This window comes from Flavobacterium foetidum (genome assembly GCF_004634245.1).
Taxonomy (GTDB): Bacteria; Bacteroidota; Bacteroidia; order Flavobacteriales; family Flavobacteriaceae; genus Flavobacterium; species Flavobacterium foetidum.
Genome location: NZ_SJTF01000001.1, coordinates 126,962 through 145,044 on the forward strand (window position 1 = coordinate 126,962; position 18,083 = coordinate 145,044).

Below are 18,083 nucleotides of genomic sequence, written 5' to 3' on the forward strand. Positions count from 1 at the left end.
TCAAAAATTGGTTACAGAAAAAATAACCAATTACTAATCTAAAATCAACCAATTAAAATGCTAAAAAAATCATTCAAAATTATCGGCTGGACACTTTTCGGAATCTTTAGTTTTCTTGCTTTATATGTTACGGCAGTTCTTATTATTTCAAAAATTACAGTAAATTCAGATGTCGCTAAAGTCGAAGAACAAAACGCAGTTCCGATTTACATTCTTTCTAACGGAGTTCATACCGATATTGTAGTTCCCATTAAAAATGAAATAAAAGACTGGCGAAATGAAATCCAGTTCAGTCAAACAAAGTCAAAAGATTCTTTGATGAATTATATCGCTTTTGGCTGGGGAGACAAAGGTTTTTATCTGGATACTCCAGAATGGTCAGATTTAAAAACAAGCACGGCCTTAAAAGCGGCTTTTGGAGTCAGCTCCTCTGCGATGCATACTACATTTTTTAAACAGTTAAAAGAAGGTGATGACTGCAAACGTATTTTAGTTTCAAAAGAAAATTATCAGAATTTGGTCAATTATATTTCTAATAGTTTTAGCGACTCTGTTCATCCACAATGGATTGAAGGACATAGCTATGGAATGAAAGATGCTTTTTACGAAGCCAAAGGAAGTTACAGCTTATTTTATACTTGCAATACTTGGGCAAACAATGCTCTTAAAGCAGCGAACCAAAAAGCAAGTTTATGGACAGTTTATGATAAAGGCATTTTTTGTCATTATAAATAGCCTTATCATGAAAAAGACAGCTTTAATTATTTCCGCAATACTATTAATAGTTTCCTGTAAGAAAGCAGATGCGCCTTTAGAATGTGTTTATGGATGTGCGAATTTTTATTTTCAAAATCCACAACCAGATAAAGATTCGGAATTAAATAGCTTTCCTAGTAAATTCAGAGGACTATATGTAAATAATGATTCAACTTTTATTAGAATTGAAGAAAATAGAATTCTAGAAGAATACTTTTATAAATTCAAAATCCATAAACTTGCACTTGATTCGTTAAGGGAAGAATATGATATCGTTGGGGATAAATTAATAATGAAGGATACGAAAGGTAAATATAATATTTTATCGAAAGGCGATTCGATAGAATTGCTTCAAAAACGTATAGATACTTTGTTTAGATTTTCACTTTATCAAAAAGCAAAACGTATTGCTGGGCAATTAATTTTGAGTAGAAAAGATTCCATATTTTGGAAGGTTCAGTTTGTGTCTATTGAAAAAAACATGCTGAGATTTAAAAACCTACACGATATTAAAGATTTGAAAAAGCTGGATTCTGTGACAAAAGTAAAAGGGACAAAGCTCGATTCTATTTCTTACTTAATAAAACCATCCAGAAGTGAATTTAGAAAGATATTTGAAATTAAAGATTTAGGATACGATCTAGAATATAAAAAAGTGTCTAAATAACATGGAAAAAATATAAAATCCCGTTAAAAACCAAGAATTACCGATTTTCTAATAATGCTTAAATTTGAGTGTAACTCAAAAAATCAGCAAATGAGAATCAAAAATATTTTTTCAAAAACATGGTTTCTGCTTAAGAATACTTTTCTAGAATTTAATGATGACAATGCCATAAAGCTAAGTGCTGCTTTGTCTTATTACACCATATTTGCATTGCCTCCTTTATTAATTATCATCATTACAGTTTGTGGTTTTTTCTTTGGAGAAGAAGCCGTTACCGGACAGTTGTACGGACAAATTAATGGTTTGGTTGGTAATGGTGCAGCAACACAAATTCAGGAAGCAATAAAAAATGTAGAATTGTCTGGAAATAATGTTTTTGCTACCGTATTTGGAGTGGTAATGCTGCTTATTGGAGCTTCAGGGGTTTTTGCGGAAATTCAGAGCTCTATCAATTTTATTTGGGGATTGCGTGCTAAGCCAGATAAAGGAGTCAAGAAATTTATTCAGAATAGGTTAATGTCATTCTCCATGATTGCTTCTGTTGGATTTTTAATGATTGTCAGCCTTTTCATCAATACCATTTTAGATATGGTCAGTGCTCGTTTAAAAATTTACTTTCCAGAAAGCACTGTTTATCTGTTTTATGTGGTCAATATTGTAATCGTATTGGCGAGTATTACACTTTTGTTTACCATAATTTTCAGGACATTGCCCGACGGAAAAATACGATGGAAAGATGCTATTATTGGGTCTAGCGTTACAGCAGTTCTTTTTATGGTAGGTAAATTTGCAATAGGTTTTTATTTAGGCAGTTCGACTGTAGCTTCCGTTTACGGCGCGGCGGGGTCTGTGATAATTATTTTGGTATGGGTTTATTATTCGGCAATTATTCTGTATTTTGGAGCAGAATTTACTAAAGTATATGCGAAATCATACGGAGGGAAAATCTATCCTAACGAATATTCAGTAGAAATAGCAAAAGATATTTACGAAATTGACACCCCAAATACAGAACAACAATCAAACAAATAAGATATGAAAATAGTAGCCTTTGGAGGAAGTAACAGCAAACAGTCTATCAATAAACGTTTAGCAGCTTACGCAGCAAGTTTATTTCAAAATGCAGAAGTCGAGGTTTTAGATTTAAATGATTTTGCAATGCCTTTGTTTAGTGTAGACCATGAAAAGGAAATTGGTCAGCATGAATTGGCGCAGGCATTTCTAAACAAACTTAAAGCAGCTGATCTTTTGGTGGTTTCAATGGCAGAAAACAACGGAAATTATTCGGTTGCTTTCAAAAATGTTTTCGATTGGAGTTCAAGAATAGAAAAGGATGTTTTTCAGCATAAACCTATGTTGTTGATGGCAACTTCTCCAGGAGGCAGAGGTGGGTCATCTGTTTTAGGAATTGCTCAAAATCTGTTTCCTCGTTATGGGGCAGAAATTAAAGCAAGTTTCTCATTGCCAGCTTTTGGCTCGAATTTTGATTTACAGGAAAATAAGATTTCTAACGTTGAGTTAGACAATGAACTGAAAAACATTATTAAATCAAGTTTTTAAATGCCACAAAAAAAGTTTGCCCTTATTTTTCTCTTACTAAATATTTTTTTTATCAATCTTAGTTTTGCTCAAAAGGTTAGCGAAATAGATAAAATAGTTGCGAAATACCCTAAAAGTTTTGATAGCACGGAGAAATTAGCCGACAGAATCGAAAAAGACTTTGACTCCGACGCTGATCGAGCACGAGCTATATACAGTTGGATAGCTTTTAATATCAGATATGATTATAATGCCTATCTGAATCCGCCAAAATCGCAAGGTTTCAGTTATTCTTCTGAAGCAGAAAAACAGCGAAAAATTAAACAATTAAATGACAACCTGATTCAGAAAGCTTTCAAATCTAAAAAAGCGGTTTGTGAAGGTTTTACTGCCTTGTATCAACATTTGGCTTCCTTGATGGGAATTAAATGCGAGATAATCCGTGGTGATTCTAAAATTTCAGTTAGAGATATCGGTCGCAAAACCACTTCATCCAACCATGCCTGGAATATGGTTCTGATTGATAAAAAATGGCGTCTCCTCGATGTAACTTGGGGGCAAGGTTATTACGACAGCAGTAAAGGAAGAATGGTGAATGATTTTAATCCTGTTTACTTTGATACAGATCCTGATTATTTTTTTGCAAAACATTTTCCGGATTCGGGAACTTTTTTAGGAAACAGACTAAGCAAGGAAGATTTTCTAAATGGTCCTTTGATTTACAATACAACAATCGAAAACGACTATAAGATCAAGTCGCCTGATTCTGGAATAATCGAAGCCAGAAACGGAGATAAAATTACAGTTGAAATCAAAAACTTATCAAAATCAAATCAAGTTTTCTACTTAAATAAAAGAAATCAACCGGTTAAGGTTCAAAATCCAAAAGAGAAAAGAGGAGGTTTAGAATTTCAGATGCTAATTGATAACACGATAGGCGATCATATCACTGTTTTTGTAGATGGTAATAGTGTTGTTTCCTTTAAAATAGTTTCAAAATAGTCGATTGAGATAGGGTAATTTTCATCTTTTCTGAAATAGCCGTATCTTAGCAAGAACGATTAGAATTTGTTTGCCATGGAAACCACATTTTTGAAATCGATTTTAGACAATGATTTCTACAAATTTACGATGCAGCATGCTGTAATTAAACTTTTTCCAAAAGCAAAAGTTCGATACGGATTCATAAATCGTGGCAAACACATTTTTCCACACGGATTTGCAACATTACTTCGAAAAGCTGTGGATGAAATGGCTAATCTTCGTTTAACAAAAGAAGAAAAGAATTATCTAGCGCATTATTGTCACTATCTCGACCCTACGTATTTAGATTTTCTTCAAGGTTATAGTTTTGATCCAGCTGAAGTTCAAATCAGTCAAGAAGGCTCAGAAATAAAAGTTACAGTTGAGGGATTTTGGTACAGAACTATTTTATGGGAAGTGCCTTTGATGGCTCTCATTTCGGAACTTTTTTATAAGTCCAATCATTTGATTCGTCTAAACGATGAAGCTGTAAAAAAACTTACCAAAGAAAAAATCGATAGTTATAACAAACTCGGTGTTTCAATTTTAGAATTTGGCACCCGACGCCGTCATTCTTACGAAGTGCATGAATTGGTGAATGAAACGTTGCGCAATTACGGCGGACATAGTTTTATCGGAACAAGCAATGTGCATTTTGCAATGGTCAATAACAGAAGGCCTTTGGGGACGCATGCTCATGAATGGTTTATGTTTCATGCTGCGCAATATGGTTTTAAAATGGCAAATTCAATTGGTCTTGAAAATTGGACCAATGTATATGGCGGAGACCTCGGAATTGCTCTAACCGATACCTATACAACCGATATCTTTTTCAATCAGTTCGATAAAAAATATTCAAAGCTTTTTGATGGTGTCCGCCATGACAGCGGCGACCCGATTGAGTTTGCCGAAAAAGTGATTGTGCATTATAGAAAAATGGGAATTGACCCAAAATCAAAGGCCATTGTTTTTTCAGATTCCTTGAATTATGATAAAGTAAAAAGGATTGCAGATTTTTGTTCTGATAAAATAAAAATATCATTCGGAATAGGAACAAATTTCACTAACGATGTCGGACTTCCTGCTATGAATATGGTCATCAAATTGACCGATACAAAACCCGATACAATACATTGGCAAGGCGTTGTAAAACTTTCTGACGAAAAAAACAAAAACACGGGAACCCCCAAGATGATTGCGCTGGCAAAAGAAGTTCTCGGAATCAAATAGTATTTTTTTGCTGAAAAAGCAGTTTTTCATAATTTTACAGACCGTTTTGTTTTAAAATCAAGTTAAATAGATTTTAAACTGTTATTATTCATAACAAAAAGGAAAATACACTTTCATTTTTTGTTAAGAAATGGTACATTAGCCAAAAATCCTAAATTCATATATGCTAGAGCAAAATCAATATACCGAAGATAATATTCGTTCGCTTGATTGGAAAGAACATATCCGTATGCGTCCCGGAATGTATATCGGAAAACTTGGAGACGGATCTGCTCCGGATGACGGTATTTACATTCTTCTAAAAGAGGTTTTAGATAACTGTATCGATGAGTTCGTAATGGGCTCTGGAAAAACTATTGAGGTAAGTATCAAAGAAAAAACGGTAACCGTTCGTGACTACGGACGTGGTATTCCGTTAGGGAAAGTGGTCGATGTAGTTTCGAAAATGAATACAGGAGGAAAGTACGATACAAAAGCTTTCCAGAAATCGGTTGGTTTGAACGGTGTCGGAACAAAAGCAGTAAATGCGCTTTCGACTTATTTCCGTGTAGAATCGGTTCGTGATGAAAAACAAAAGGCGGCAGAATTCTCTGCAGGAAATTTGGTTTCAGAAGAAGATATCATCGAAACGACAAAACGTAAAGGAACAAAAGTAACTTTTACGCCAGACGAAACGATTTTCAAAAATTTTAAATTCCGTTTAGAATATGTAGTAAAAATGGTTAAAAATTACTGTTATCTAAACAATGGTTTGACGATTATTTTTAACGGAGAAAAATACTATTCAGAAAATGGACTTCGTGACTTATTAGAAGAGACGATTAATGCAGAAGATTTAGAATACCCAATTATACATTTGAAAGATAATGATATTGAGGTAGCATTAACGCATAGTAAAACCCAATACAGCGAAGAATATCATTCTTTCGTAAACGGTCAGAATACAACGCAGGGAGGAACGCACTTGGCTGCGTATCGTGAAGCGGTTGTAAAAACAATTCGTGAGTTTTACAATAAGAATTTTGATGCTTCTGACGTTCGAAAATCGATTGTAAGTGCGATTAGTATTAAAGTGATGGAACCCGTTTTTGAGTCTCAGACCAAAACCAAATTAGGTTCTACCGATATGGGTTCTGATGACGGAACACCAGCGGTTTCTGTTCGTACTTTCGTTAACGATTTTATCAAAACGAAGCTAGACAATTACCTGCATAAAAATCCGCCGACAGCCGAAGCTTTATTGCGTAAAATTCTTCAAGCAGAACGCGAAAGAAAAGAATTATCAGGAATTAGAAAACTGGCAACAGATCGTGCTAAAAAAGCCAATCTTCACAATAAAAAACTAAGAGATTGTCGTGCGCATCTTCCAGATACCAAAAACCCAAGAAACTTAGAAAGTACCCTTTTTATTACCGAGGGAGATTCGGCTTCTGGATCAATTACCAAGTCGCGTGATGTGAATACACAAGCAGTTTTCAGTTTGCGTGGTAAACCTTTGAATTCATACGGAATGTCTAAAAAGATTGTGTATGAAAACGAAGAATTCAATTTATTGCAAGCGGCATTAGATATCGAAGACGGACTGGAAAAATTACGTTACAATAACATCGTAATCGCAACCGATGCCGATGTCGACGGAATGCACATTCGTTTACTTTTGATTACGTTCTTTTTGCAGTTTTTTCCAGAATTAATCAAAGAAGGACATTTGTATATTCTGCAAACACCGCTTTTCAGGGTTCGAAACAAAAAAGAAACGATTTACTGTTATTCTGAAGAAGAAAGGAAAGACGCGATTGAAAAACTAAAACCAAAACCAGAAATCACCCGATTCAAAGGTTTGGGAGAGATTTCGCCAGATGAATTCAAGAACTTTATTGGAGACACAATTCGCCTTGATCCAGTTATGATGGATAAACATACTTCGATTGAGCAGTTGTTGTCTTTTTATATGGGGAAAAATACGCCGGACAGACAAGATTTTATTATCAAGAATTTGAAGGTGGAGATTGATGAGCTTGAAGAGGCTTAGGAGATAAAATAAAGTAGAGTGTCAGACGGTCTTCAAAATAAAGTCATTTTCCAGCAAGTTGCCGAGTTATTGCAAAATGCCCGACAACAGGTTTTACGTACCGTAAATTCAACTATGACCATTACCTATTTTGAAATAGGGAGAATAATTGTTGAAGAAGAACAAAATGGTAATGATAGGGCGGGATATGGTAAACAGCTTTTAAAAAGTCTTTCTCAGCAATTGACAAAGGAGTTTGGTAAAGGTTTTTCAGTTGATAATTTAAGTAATATGAGGAAGCTCTTTTTGACTTTCTCAAAATCCGAGACACTGTCTCGGATTTTACAAATTCAAAAGCCTCAGTCACTGACTGAGGAATTCAAATCTCAAAAAACGCAGACAGTGTCTGCGAAATTTGATAAAGTGGATTATCAAACTTTGTCTTCATTTTTTAAATTGACTTTTAGCCATTATATTTTTTTAATGCGAATTGAAGATGAGAAAGAAAGACGTTTCTATAAAATCGAATCTGAAAAACACAATTGGAGTGTTAGAGAACTAAAACGTCAATATGATTCGGCACTTTATACAAGATTAGCGTTAAGCAGAGATAAAGAAGGAATTTTAAAACTTTCAGAGCAAGGACAAATAATTGAAAAGCCAAAAGACATTATTAAAGATCCTTATATACTTGAATTTTTAGGATTGCCTGAATTGCATCAATATTCAGAATCTCAATTAGAGGAAGAAATTATTAATAAACTGGAGCAATTTTTATTAGAGTTGGGTCATGGTTTTACTTTTGTTGCAAGACAGGAAAGAATTACTTTTGATGATAAACATTTCAGGATTGATTTGGTTTTTTATAATAGAATATTAAGATGTTTTGTTCTTATTGATTTAAAAATTGGCGAATTAAAACATCAGGATTTAAGCCAAATGCAAATGTATGTGAACTATTATGACAGAGAAATGCGCTTGGAAGACGAAAATAAAACTATCGGGATTGTTCTTTGCCAAAATAAAAGTGAAGCTGTAGTAAAATATACATTACCAGAAAACAATGAACAGATTTTTGCCAGTAAATATAAAACCGTTTTGCCAAGTGTTGAAGCTTTAAAAGAGTTGCTTGAAAATAATTAAAACGATATGAAGAAAATCTTTTTTTTGATTATTATTGTCTCGGTTGTAATTTCTTGTCATAATAAAAAGACAAAGAATTTACCAGTAGGAGAGGAAGGTATTCCAATTGTCAAATCGATTAGCAAAATAATTCATAAAAGAGAATTTCCAATAAATAATTTTTCTAAAATCGAGGTGGTTTCTTATTATGATAGAATAATGTGGGATACTTTAGAATACAAAAATGAACAGCCATTTCGCAAAGTATTAGTAGATAATTATAAATTAACTTTTGATAGTACCAAAATAAAAGAGAGGGTTATTTTAAATAAAATGCAAGAGAAAGAACTTCTTAATTTAATGATTTGTGATACTTGTGTTCCCGAAGAACTTTCTGCAGCATGTTATAAACCTAGACATATGATTTTATTTCGTGACAGCAAAAATAGAATCATAGGTTATGATGAATTTTGTATAGAATGTGTAGGCTCAAGAAACTCGGATAATTTAAATGGATTCCAAAAATATTGTTATTCTGATATGCAGGAATTATTAAAGAAATTTGGGATTACTCTTTTTATTGAAAGTGGAGATGAGAAGAGGGTAAAAGAAGAAATTGATTTCATTGAAAATATTCAAAAATCTAAATAATTAAATAGAAAAATACTGAAATAAATTCAGCATAAAAATGAAAGACGAAGAAGACGATAACATAATTCCAAACGATGACGAGAATAATTCAGATGACAATCTGGATAACATTCAGGATGGCGATGATGATGTGATTGAGGGTGAAGGAAAACATTTTGAAGGTGCACATTTTTACGAAAATCAGGAAGAAGAAGGCGAAGACGTTATTACCAAAGTAACCGGAATGTACAAAGACTGGTTCCTGGATTATGCTTCCTACGTAATTCTGGAACGTGCGGTTCCTGCTATCGAGGACGGATTCAAACCGGTTCAGCGTCGTATTATGCACTCTTTGAAAGAGTTGGATGATGGTCGTTATAACAAAGTCGCCAATGTAGTTGGTCATACCATGCAGTATCACCCACACGGAGATGCGAGTATTGGTGATGCCATGGTACAAATCGGTCAGAAAGATTTATTGATTGACTGTCAAGGAAACTGGGGAAATATCTTAACTGGTGACGGTGCAGCAGCGCCCCGTTATATCGAGGCACGTTTATCTAAATTTGCTTTGGAGGTTTTGTATTCTCCAAAAATCACCGAATGGGGACTATCATATGACGGTAGAAAAGCTGAACCGATTAATCTTCCTGTAAAATTCCCATTGCTTTTAGCACAGGGAGCAGAAGGCATCGCGGTTGGACTTTCTACAAAAGTGCTGCCTCATAACTTCAACGAATTAATTGACGCTTCGATTAAAATCTTAAAAGGAAAATCATTTACGCTATATCCCGATTTTGCCACGGCTGGTATTGCCGACGTTTCAAATTACAACGACGGAATGCGTGGCGGACGTGTGCGTGTGCGTGCTAAGATTTCGCAATTAGACAAAAATACATTGGTGATTACGCAGATTCCGTTTTCGACCAATACTTCGAGTTTGATTGACAGTATTTTGAAAGCCAATGAAAAAGGTAAAATCAAAATCAAGAAAATTGAAGACAATACAGCAGCCGATGTTGAGATTTTAATTCATCTTTTCCCGGGAGTTTCGCCAGACAAAACAATCGATGCTTTGTTTGCATTTACAGCTTGTGAAACTTCAATTGCACCTTTGGGATGTGTAATTGAAGATAATAAGCCGCTATTTATTGGTGTTTCGCAAATGTTGAAGATTTCAACGGAAAGAACAGTTGATTTGCTTAAACAAGAGCTCGAAATTCAATTAGAAGAGCTGAAAAATAAGTGGCATTTCTCTACTTTGGAGAAAATCTTCATTCGTGAAGAAATGTATATCGACTTCAAATTGTATGGAGATAGGGAATCACTTTACAAATATTTGTACGACCGTTTTGAGCCTTTCAAAAAATCATTCGTGAGAGAAATCAACGATGACGATTTACAGCGTTTGACTCAAATTCCGATGATTCGTATCACTCGTTTCGATTCTGATAAAGCAGATGAATTAATCTCTAGATTAGAAGAAGAGATGAAAGAGGTAGAATACAATTTGGAGCATCTTACCGATTTTGCTATTGCTTATTTTACCAAACTGAAAGAGAAATACGGAAAAGGTCGTGAGCGAAAAACGGAGCTTCGTGTATTTGATAATGTTGAAGCTACGAAAGTGGTTCTAAGAAACACAAAACTATACGTAAACCGTGAAGAAGGTTTCGTAGGGACAAGTTTGAAGAAAGACGAATATGTTGGCGATTGTTCTGATATTGATGATGTTATCGTGTTTTTACGAGACGGTAAAATGATGATTACAAAAGTCGATGCGAAAACTTTTATAGGAAAAGATATTATACATGCTGCCGTTTTTGATAAAAACGATAAGCGTACCATTTATAATATGATGTATCGTGATGGTAAGTCGGGGCCGTCTTATATAAAACGTTTTAACGTTACGGGTGTTACACGTGATAAAGCTTACGATTTAACCAATGGAACAAATGGTTCTCAGGTAGTTTATTTTTCACATAATCCAAATGGAGAAGCTGAGGTCGTAACGGTTTTACTGCGCCAAGTCGGAACCATTAAGAAGCTTAAATTCGATATTGATTTTGCGAAGCTGGCCATTAAAGGACGTGGCTCTAAAGGAAATTTAGTAACCAAATATCCAATCAAGAAAATCGAATTAAAAGAAAAAGGAATTTCGACTTTATTGCCGAGAAAAGTTTGGTTTGATGATACCGTAAAACGTTTAAATGTTGATGCAAGAGGAGAACTGTTAGGAGAATTTAAACCAACAGACAAAATCTTAGTCATTAGTCAATCTGGAAAACTGAAAGTAATCATTCCAGAATTATCGACTCATTTTGATGAGGATATGATTGTTTTGGAAAAATGGAAACCTAAAAAACCAATTTCTGCAATCTATTACGATGGTGAAAAAGAGCGTTACTTTTTGAAACGCTTCCTTGTGGAAAATGAAGGAAAAGAAGAAAGTTTTATTACAGACCATCCAAATTCGCAGTTAGAGATTGTGTCAACAGATTATCGCCCGGTAGCGCAATTGGTTTTTGCGAAGGTAAAAGGAGTTCAAAAAGAGGATTTACATATTGATGTAGAAGACTTTATAGCCGTAAAAGGTTTCAAAGCTTTAGGAAATCAATTGACGACTGATAAGTTGAGACAAGTAAATTTATTAGAACCGCTTCCTTATGAAGAGCCTGTTGAAGAAGTTCCTGAAAAACCTGAAATTCCAGAAGACGATTCAGTAGAAACAGAATTAGACGACGACGGCCAGATAGGTCTGGTTTTAGAATAAAAAATGAAAAACGCTAAGATTAATTTCTTAGCGTTTTTTTGCTTTTTTCTTTAATTTAATTAGAAAAGGTCTATTCTTTAATCCATTTGACCTCATTATTTTCAATAAGAACAGAAATCGTATCTCCATTTTGTACTTCGCCAGAAATTATCTTTTTTGCTAATGGTCTTCTCAAAAGGCTTCTTATAATGCTCTTTATTGGTCTAGCTCCATACTGGACATTAAATCCATTTTCGACAAGATAAAGTTTAGTTTCCGATGGAATATTGACCGAGATATTGATGTTTTTCAATAAATCTGTAAACTCTTTTTTAAGATGTATTTCGAATATTTTTAATGCATTTTCTTTACTGATAGGTGCAAAGGGTATGATTTCAGTTAAACGTCCTAAAAATTCTGGCCTAAAGTAATTTCCCATAATTTCCATTAATGAGCTTGGAGTTGGAATTTCACCATTATTAAAAGTATTGACAATATGATCTGCACCAATATTCGAAGTAAAAAGAACGATTGCATTCGAGAAATCACCTTCCTTTCCTAAGCGATCATGTAGTTTCCCTTCATCCATAATCTGGAGGAAAATATCAAAAACAGAAGGATGTGCTTTTTCTATTTCATCAAATAAAACAATCGAATAAGGCTTTTGTCTAATTTTGTTTATTAATACGCCACCAGCGTCATATCCCACGTATCCTGGGGGGGAACCAAGCAATAAAGCTACGGAATGTTCTTCCTTAAATTCGGACATATCAAAACGAATGATAGCATTTTCATCCTGAAAAAGAAAGTCGGCTAGAGATTTTGCTAGTTCTGTTTTTCCGGTTCCAGTCGGACCGAGAAAGAAAAATGACGCAATTGGCTGTCCGGCTTTGCTTAATCCAGATCTTGATTCTAATATAGATCCCGAAACAGTTGCAATACAATGATCTTGTCCTATGACTCTTAAGTTTAAAACTTCTTCAATTTTATTCAATTTTCCGATTTCCTCATTTTTAAGCTTTCCTACAGGAATTCCTGTTTTCTTAGCTATAATAAGCGAGAGATCTATCGGCTCAATATGAAATCGTTTATCTAATGCTTTTTCTTCAGTCTTATTTATTAAATTTTCAATATAGGCTATAATTGATTCTGATGTATCAAATATTCTCTTTTCATTTTGCTCCTCAGCATCAATTAGAAATGATGTTTTGTTTGTTAAATCTATTAAAAACCAATTACATTCTTTCACTAACTGCTCTTTTGATAGTTCTAAGTCGTTATTTTTTAAAGTGTTAAATTTTTCAAGAATTGATTCTTTTTCTTTCAGAAAAGTTTCTCCCGAAGTTTTTAAGACCGACATAGTATGGTCAATTAAACTAATAGCTGATTCGGGAAGGCTTTTCTCTTTTAAATATCGTCTTGATAATCTAATTGACTCTAAAATAGTGTCGTCATCAATCTGTATTTTATGATGTTCTTGATAGGATTTGATTGATTCACGAATCATTCGGAACAAATCTTCGTCATTAGATTCTTCCAGTTTTACAATTTCAAACATTCCTGAAAGCCCTTGTTCTTTCTCTATTTTTTTGGAATATTCATCAATTGTTGAGGTTGCGATAATAGTTAACCCTTTTGACAGCTCATCCTTTAAAACATTTGAAACACCTGAATCTCCGCCATTTTTATCCAATAATGAATGAATTTCCTCGACAATTAAAATGGCTTTAGGATATTGTTTTAATTCCTGAATACAATTTTTTAGGCGATCTTCGATTTCTCCTTTGTATGACGCTCCTGAAATTAGTGAAGACAAATCGAGTTCAAAAAGCTGTGTTTTATTTAGGACTTCTGGAACTTGGTCATCAATGATATTTTGGATTAAAGTATTGATTAGGATTGTTTTTCCGATACCGCGATCGCCAATTAGCAAGACATTTGGTTTAGAAAAACGACATAAAATTTCTTTGATTGTATTTAACTCCGTTTCGCGTGCAATTGCTAGAACTCGTTTCTTCTTTTCGATATTTCTATGAATGCAATATTTATTCAAAAAGCCTTTTTTTAGCTCTTTTTGTGAAGTGATTTCAGTTTGTGGATGTGTTTCTTTTTCATCCAGAAGCTCATTTCTGGAAATTGGATAAGATTTCATCTGATCAAAACTAAAAGCCACCCCAGGCGAGCTTAAAGCGATAATGATAGCATAGAGACTTATTTCATCTTCATTTAGCGTAACCCTTACAGATTCGGCTTCCTTGATAATATCATCAATAATGTCACTTGGTTCTGCATCGAGAACGTTGGTAGTTTTTGGTTCTTCTTCCATACGCACTTCTGCCCATTCATCAAGATAATAAACATCTTTACCCATTTGCTCAAGACGTTTTAAAAGTGACAAATCGCGTGCTAGTATGGCTTTTAGCAGATGTGGGGCTGAATAAAATTTATTTAAATTGGCTTTAGCAATTTTTCTAGCAATTTCAAAAGCAGTCAGCAATTCTGCACTGAAGATATTTTCTTGTTCCATAGTAATTAATCTTTTACCCAGATCATGTATTTTTTCACTTTATAATTAATAGACAGTCCCTTTACACAATTAGTGGTCTTATCCTTATTAAGACGAATAGATTCTATTTTTATCTTTTTTCCTTTAATGCTAGAACAAAGCTGTGCAAATGTCAATAAGTCTTTATCGTTTTTAACCACGGGAATTTCGAGGTCTTCACATAAAAAATCAGTAAAATCGTCTTTTACTTTACTGCCTTCAGCGACTTTGTTTAATAAGATTTCAAATTGGTCTTCGGATATTTTTGGAGCTTTTTTGATGTTTTCGATGGAATCTTTTTGTGTTTTGGTTTTGGGAGCTACAGGAACATATTGTAGCATATCTTCGAGCGGATCTTTTTTTACAGAACCTCTGGGTAGAGAAAAAGATTCCGCATTTTTTTCATAGACATAAGAAGTCACATCCAGTGGATTTGTTTTTTTAATTACTTTCGGATGTACATAAATCACTTTTTTTGCCACACGGCTAAAGTCTCCATTTATAACAAGCGTAATTGTTTTTTCTCCAGATGAAGTAAAGGTGTAAACAGGATTTGAGGAGTTTTCTATAATGCCTCTTCCTTCGCCAAATCCCCATTCCCATGTCTTAGCTTCTGGCGAGATTGAACTGAAATAAGTAGGTTGGCCAACCGTAATAGTTTTTGAAGTAATGATTTGTGGAGTTCCTAATTTATCAAGAAGATATTTGTCTTTTAAAATCAGCTCTCGCGTATGAGTACATTCGCCATTTATTGTAAGCGTTACGATGTATTTTCCGGGATTTTTGTAGGTATGAAATGTATGTCTTCGAACATCGGCAGTTGAGCCGTCTCCAAAATCCCATTTCCATGATTTCGCATTATGAGTTCGGTCATAAAATTCAATCGGTTCCTCACTTTGAGAATGATCAGATAATATATAGTACTTCACATCATCGCAATCGACATGTCTAAAAAATTGTATTGCAAAAGATACAATTGCTATAAGTAGAATAATACTAAAAAAAAGTAAAATTCGGGTATCTATTCTTCTAATGTTCATTGTGGCTGGTATATATAACTATGACAAAAATAGCGTTATTTATTTTAATATTATATGTAAAATCTTATAAAAAATTAAAATATTATTTTATATTTGTAAATATATACTTATTTAGTATAGCTGATTTCAATATGAGAAATACCACTTCTATCTCATTTTCCAGTTAAAAAATAATTCTTACATACAATTTTCTAAACATTAATACTATAAAATGAAGCAGTTATTTATTCTGTTGCTTGTTGCTATATGCATAGGATGTAGTGGAAAAAAATACATTTCACAAATTCCTTTTAAGTACAATTACTCATTAGAGCTGCTTAAAAAGGAAGCAGAAATGGAAGAAAAAGGTTTAAAAAATAAAACTATTGTAAATGATAATTCTGAAAACCTAAGTGACGAGGTCTTGTATCTCAAGGAAAAATACTCAATTGTGCTTGCTGTTATGCCCAATAAAATAACAAATTATAAACTCTATTCTTATTTTGATTCCTGGATCAACACTCCTTATAAGGAAAAGAGTTTTTCTAAAAAAGGAATTGATTGCTCTTATTTTCTGCAATCCTTATATAGCGATGTTTATAAAGTAACACTTCCGAAAGACCCAGCTGGAATGTGGAAATCCAAATCGATTCAGATTTTCACAGGACGCACGTTTTTGGCCGAAGGAGATTTGGTTTTTTTTAGGTACGACAAAGATCATCCTATTTCAGATGTGGCTTTATATCTGCATAATGACAGAATTTTAGCCTGTACAGACAAAGGTCTAGGGATATATAATTTTAATGATGAATATTTTCAATTACGTTACATAGGTGCAGGCCGTATAAATGAAGACACAAAGAAAAAATAAAAAAAGCCTCGAAAATCTGGTTCAAGAAATAGAAAGTATTCCCTATGATATTCGAGCAGAAATTATAGTTAATGAACTTGTTGAAAATCATGAGATTGATGTAGATGAAATTACGGTTTCCAATCAAGGCCAGTTTTCGCGCGCATTTAGAAGGGATGTTTTAGGAGCAGTAATTCAGGATGATAATTACATAAGACACGATTATGTAACGTTGCTCCTTTCAAGAGATAGTATGTACGACGCACTTCCCGAAGGATTTGTACATAGCTTAAGCGAAAATAATGCTGATAAGTCTGTTCGGCAGATGATTAAAGAGCATAAACATCAGAAAAAACAAGAAAATGATGCGCGAAACTTCTTTAATCCGTTCGAAAATGAAGTTTTTCATTATCGAACCAAAATTGAAAGTATCGAGAGAAGCTTTTTATATAAGTTAAATGGAAGTAAACCGCTTGATTTTTTCTATGATTTTTGGGGTTTGTCAAAAAATTACCCAGCAGTTCTAGTTGCAAAATTTATTCAGCTTCTGCCGTATGCCTATAAGATTGTGGGAGATATTGATTTGTCATGCCGCTGTCTAGCTAGCATTATAGAAGAAAAAGTAGCGTATAAAACAACAACATCTAAAGAATATAATGAAGAAAATGAACAGATTAATTTAGGAGAAAACAGATTAGGAATCGATTTTATCTGTGGAAATAAATACACAGATTACTCGCTGAATCTAACGGTTGAAATAGGTCCGTTAAGGAATAATTCTCTCGAGCATTATATACATGATGGATCAATCAAGAGATTTATAGATTGTTTTTACGAACATTTTTTCCCGATGGAAGTAGAGCCAAAAACGATTCTAATCATAAATGAAGAAACAGAGGAATTTAATTTTAATAAACAGCCTTTATTAGGGTATACAACAAGAATTTAGAAATGGTAAAAAAGCATTTGTTAGCACTTATCGATGTAAAACTCATCGTTTTTTTGGTTGTCGTTATAGCGCTTTGCAGCATACTTACGTTGCTGTTTAGTGACAAAGTAAAAGAGTTTTCTACTCAATACAAAAAACAGTTTTATATCTATGTTTTTTCTTTCGCACTCGTTTATGCATTAGTGGCTTTCTTGGGTTTTAACAAATTATTCAATGAACTTTCAGATGAGTTTGTGTTTTACCAAATAGCCACTCTATTGTTCGGAATATTGCATGTCTGGCTGTATCGCTGGCATTTTAAAGAGTTTAATTCCAGAAGTGTTGTGGTAGAAGTTCTCTTTGCTGTTTTGGTGGTACTTTACTCCAGTGTATTGTTTGCTCTTATTTATACTGCCTTAAACGGAATTGAGATGACTTTTGTAATGTGTTCTCATTTCATATTGTTTTTTGCTCCTACTGGAATTTATATTGTTTTTGAGTATATGATGCAGATACCGCCAAAAGAATATGTTACATGGAAAATACCCGAAAGGAAAGATCCATTTCCAGAGATTGAAAATGTTCAGATGAAGGATTTGTTGTTGGTTACATTATTAATCCAGAAAAAAGAAAGTGATGCAAAATATACTTCAATACGATCAAAAGGTCCTGTAAGGATAGATTTCGGCGTATTATTTTATCATACTGTTACGGGATACAACGAGCATAATGCCGATAGTAAAATTGATTTAAAGCAAGATGGAAAAAATTGCAACTGGGTATTTTTTTTACAGCCAAAATGGTATGAAACGGCTAAATATATAGATGCTAATTACACCTTGAGTATGAATGGTATTACCGAAAATTCAGTTATTATTTGTAAAAGACAGAAGGTTAAAGAATTGGATTCGGCAAAAAAAAGAGAAGGAAAAGATTCAGAATTTATGTTTGAGCCTAAGCCTAAAACTCAAACAAAGGAAAAAGAGACAGAAGTTTAATTTTTTTTGAGAA

General features: G+C 33.7%; 15 protein-coding genes. 13 read left to right on the forward strand and 2 right to left on the reverse strand.

The genetic code is table 11. From position 1 onward, the window contains the following. Window positions 1–57: 57 nt before the first annotated feature. From E0W73_RS00515 to E0W73_RS00560, 10 genes are all read left to right on the forward strand, one after another. Window positions 58–735 carry a TIGR02117 family protein gene (locus E0W73_RS00515; protein WP_135220132.1) on the forward strand — a complete coding sequence of 226 codons (678 nt, stop codon included), beginning with the start codon at window positions 58–60 and terminating at the stop codon, window positions 733–735. A 7-nt stretch (window positions 736–742) separates the two neighbouring features. Further along, window positions 743–1,423, forward strand: coding sequence for a hypothetical protein (locus E0W73_RS00520; protein ID WP_135220133.1), 681 nt, complete (start codon window positions 743–745; stop codon window positions 1,421–1,423). A gap of 90 nt (window positions 1,424–1,513) precedes the next feature. After that, window positions 1,514–2,455 (forward strand): YihY/virulence factor BrkB family protein, encoded by a 942-nt coding sequence (locus E0W73_RS00525; RefSeq protein WP_135220134.1) that lies wholly within the window; start codon window positions 1,514–1,516, stop codon window positions 2,453–2,455. 3 nt (window positions 2,456–2,458) lie between these two features. Further along, on the forward strand, window positions 2,459–2,983 hold the full coding sequence (locus tag E0W73_RS00530; protein ID WP_135220135.1) for an NADPH-dependent FMN reductase: 525 nt from the start codon (window positions 2,459–2,461) through the stop codon (window positions 2,981–2,983). Further along, complete coding sequence (locus E0W73_RS00535) at window positions 2,984–3,964, forward strand: transglutaminase domain-containing protein (RefSeq protein WP_135220136.1); 981 nt, start codon at window positions 2,984–2,986, stop codon at window positions 3,962–3,964. 75 nt (window positions 3,965–4,039) lie between these two features. Beyond that, window positions 4,040–5,215 (forward strand): nicotinate phosphoribosyltransferase, encoded by a 1,176-nt coding sequence (pncB, locus tag E0W73_RS00540; protein ID WP_135220137.1) that lies wholly within the window; start codon window positions 4,040–4,042, stop codon window positions 5,213–5,215. Window positions 5,216–5,378: 163 nt separating this feature from the next. After that, window positions 5,379–7,247, forward strand: a complete 1,869-nt coding sequence (locus E0W73_RS00545) for a DNA topoisomerase IV subunit B (protein ID WP_135220138.1) — start codon at window positions 5,379–5,381, stop codon at window positions 7,245–7,247. A gap of 18 nt (window positions 7,248–7,265) precedes the next feature. After that, the gene (locus E0W73_RS00550; RefSeq protein WP_135220139.1) at window positions 7,266–8,369 is read left to right on the forward strand and encodes a PDDEXK nuclease domain-containing protein; all 1,104 of its coding nucleotides are present in this window, start codon (window positions 7,266–7,268) and stop codon (window positions 8,367–8,369) included. A gap of 6 nt (window positions 8,370–8,375) precedes the next feature. Further along, window positions 8,376–8,999, forward strand: coding sequence for a hypothetical protein (locus E0W73_RS00555; protein ID WP_135220140.1), 624 nt, complete (start codon window positions 8,376–8,378; stop codon window positions 8,997–8,999). Window positions 9,000–9,036: 37 nt separating this feature from the next. Further along, window positions 9,037–11,751 carry a DNA gyrase/topoisomerase IV subunit A gene (locus E0W73_RS00560; protein WP_135220141.1) on the forward strand — a complete coding sequence of 905 codons (2,715 nt, stop codon included), beginning with the start codon at window positions 9,037–9,039 and terminating at the stop codon, window positions 11,749–11,751. A gap of 70 nt (window positions 11,752–11,821) precedes the next feature. Here the strand turns inward: E0W73_RS00560 and E0W73_RS00565 are convergent, their stop codons facing one another. Together E0W73_RS00565 and E0W73_RS00570 are read right to left on the reverse strand one after the other, a co-directional pair. Next, window positions 11,822–14,257 (reverse strand): AAA family ATPase, encoded by a 2,436-nt coding sequence (locus E0W73_RS00565; RefSeq protein ID WP_135220142.1) that lies wholly within the window; start codon window positions 14,255–14,257, stop codon window positions 11,822–11,824. A gap of 5 nt (window positions 14,258–14,262) precedes the next feature. Then, a complete protein-coding gene (locus E0W73_RS00570) occupies window positions 14,263–15,315 on the reverse strand; it encodes a PKD domain-containing protein (protein WP_135220143.1) in 1,053 nt (350 codons plus the stop codon). Window positions 15,316–15,526: 211 nt separating this feature from the next. On the opposite strand from E0W73_RS00570, the gene E0W73_RS00575 reads away from it, so the two are divergent. From E0W73_RS00575 to E0W73_RS00585, 3 genes are read left to right on the forward strand one after another with little or no spacing between them, the layout of a single operon-like run. Next, complete coding sequence (locus E0W73_RS00575; RefSeq protein WP_135220144.1) at window positions 15,527–16,165, forward strand: C40 family peptidase; 639 nt, start codon at window positions 15,527–15,529, stop codon at window positions 16,163–16,165. Next, window positions 16,143–17,093 carry a hypothetical protein gene (locus tag E0W73_RS00580; RefSeq protein WP_135220145.1) on the forward strand — a complete coding sequence of 317 codons (951 nt, stop codon included), beginning with the start codon at window positions 16,143–16,145 and terminating at the stop codon, window positions 17,091–17,093. Before E0W73_RS00575 ends, E0W73_RS00580 begins: the two co-directional genes overlap by 23 nt. A 2-nt stretch (window positions 17,094–17,095) precedes the next feature. After that, entirely contained in the window at window positions 17,096–18,070 is a 975-nt protein-coding gene (locus E0W73_RS00585) for a TssN family type VI secretion system protein (protein ID WP_135220146.1), read from the forward strand. Window positions 18,071–18,083 lie beyond the last annotated feature (13 nt).

Excerpts from the sequence above, each read along its gene's own strand:
- E0W73_RS00515 (WP_135220132.1), top strand. The coding sequence starts at position 58 with ATGCTAAAAAAATCATTCAAAATTATCGGCTGGACACTTTTCGGAATC.
- E0W73_RS00520 (WP_135220133.1), top strand. The coding sequence starts at position 743 with ATGAAAAAGACAGCTTTAATTATTTCCGCAATACTATTAATAGTTTCC.
- E0W73_RS00525 (WP_135220134.1), top strand. The coding sequence starts at position 1,514 with ATGAGAATCAAAAATATTTTTTCAAAAACATGGTTTCTGCTTAAGAAT.
- E0W73_RS00530 (WP_135220135.1), top strand. The coding sequence starts at position 2,459 with ATGAAAATAGTAGCCTTTGGAGGAAGTAACAGCAAACAGTCTATCAAT.
- E0W73_RS00535 (WP_135220136.1), top strand. The coding sequence starts at position 2,984 with ATGCCACAAAAAAAGTTTGCCCTTATTTTTCTCTTACTAAATATTTTT.
- pncB (WP_135220137.1), top strand. The coding sequence starts at position 4,040 with ATGGAAACCACATTTTTGAAATCGATTTTAGACAATGATTTCTACAAA.
- E0W73_RS00545 (WP_135220138.1), top strand. The coding sequence starts at position 5,379 with ATGCTAGAGCAAAATCAATATACCGAAGATAATATTCGTTCGCTTGAT.
- E0W73_RS00555 (WP_135220140.1), top strand. The coding sequence starts at position 8,376 with ATGAAGAAAATCTTTTTTTTGATTATTATTGTCTCGGTTGTAATTTCT.
- E0W73_RS00560 (WP_135220141.1), top strand. The coding sequence starts at position 9,037 with ATGAAAGACGAAGAAGACGATAACATAATTCCAAACGATGACGAGAAT.
- E0W73_RS00565 (WP_135220142.1), bottom strand. The coding sequence starts at position 14,257 with ATGGAACAAGAAAATATCTTCAGTGCAGAATTGCTGACTGCTTTTGAA.
- E0W73_RS00570 (WP_135220143.1), bottom strand. The coding sequence starts at position 15,315 with ATGAACATTAGAAGAATAGATACCCGAATTTTACTTTTTTTTAGTATT.
- E0W73_RS00575 (WP_135220144.1), top strand. The coding sequence starts at position 15,527 with ATGAAGCAGTTATTTATTCTGTTGCTTGTTGCTATATGCATAGGATGT.
- E0W73_RS00580 (WP_135220145.1), top strand. The coding sequence starts at position 16,143 with ATGAAGACACAAAGAAAAAATAAAAAAAGCCTCGAAAATCTGGTTCAA.
- E0W73_RS00585 (WP_135220146.1), top strand. The coding sequence starts at position 17,096 with ATGGTAAAAAAGCATTTGTTAGCACTTATCGATGTAAAACTCATCGTT.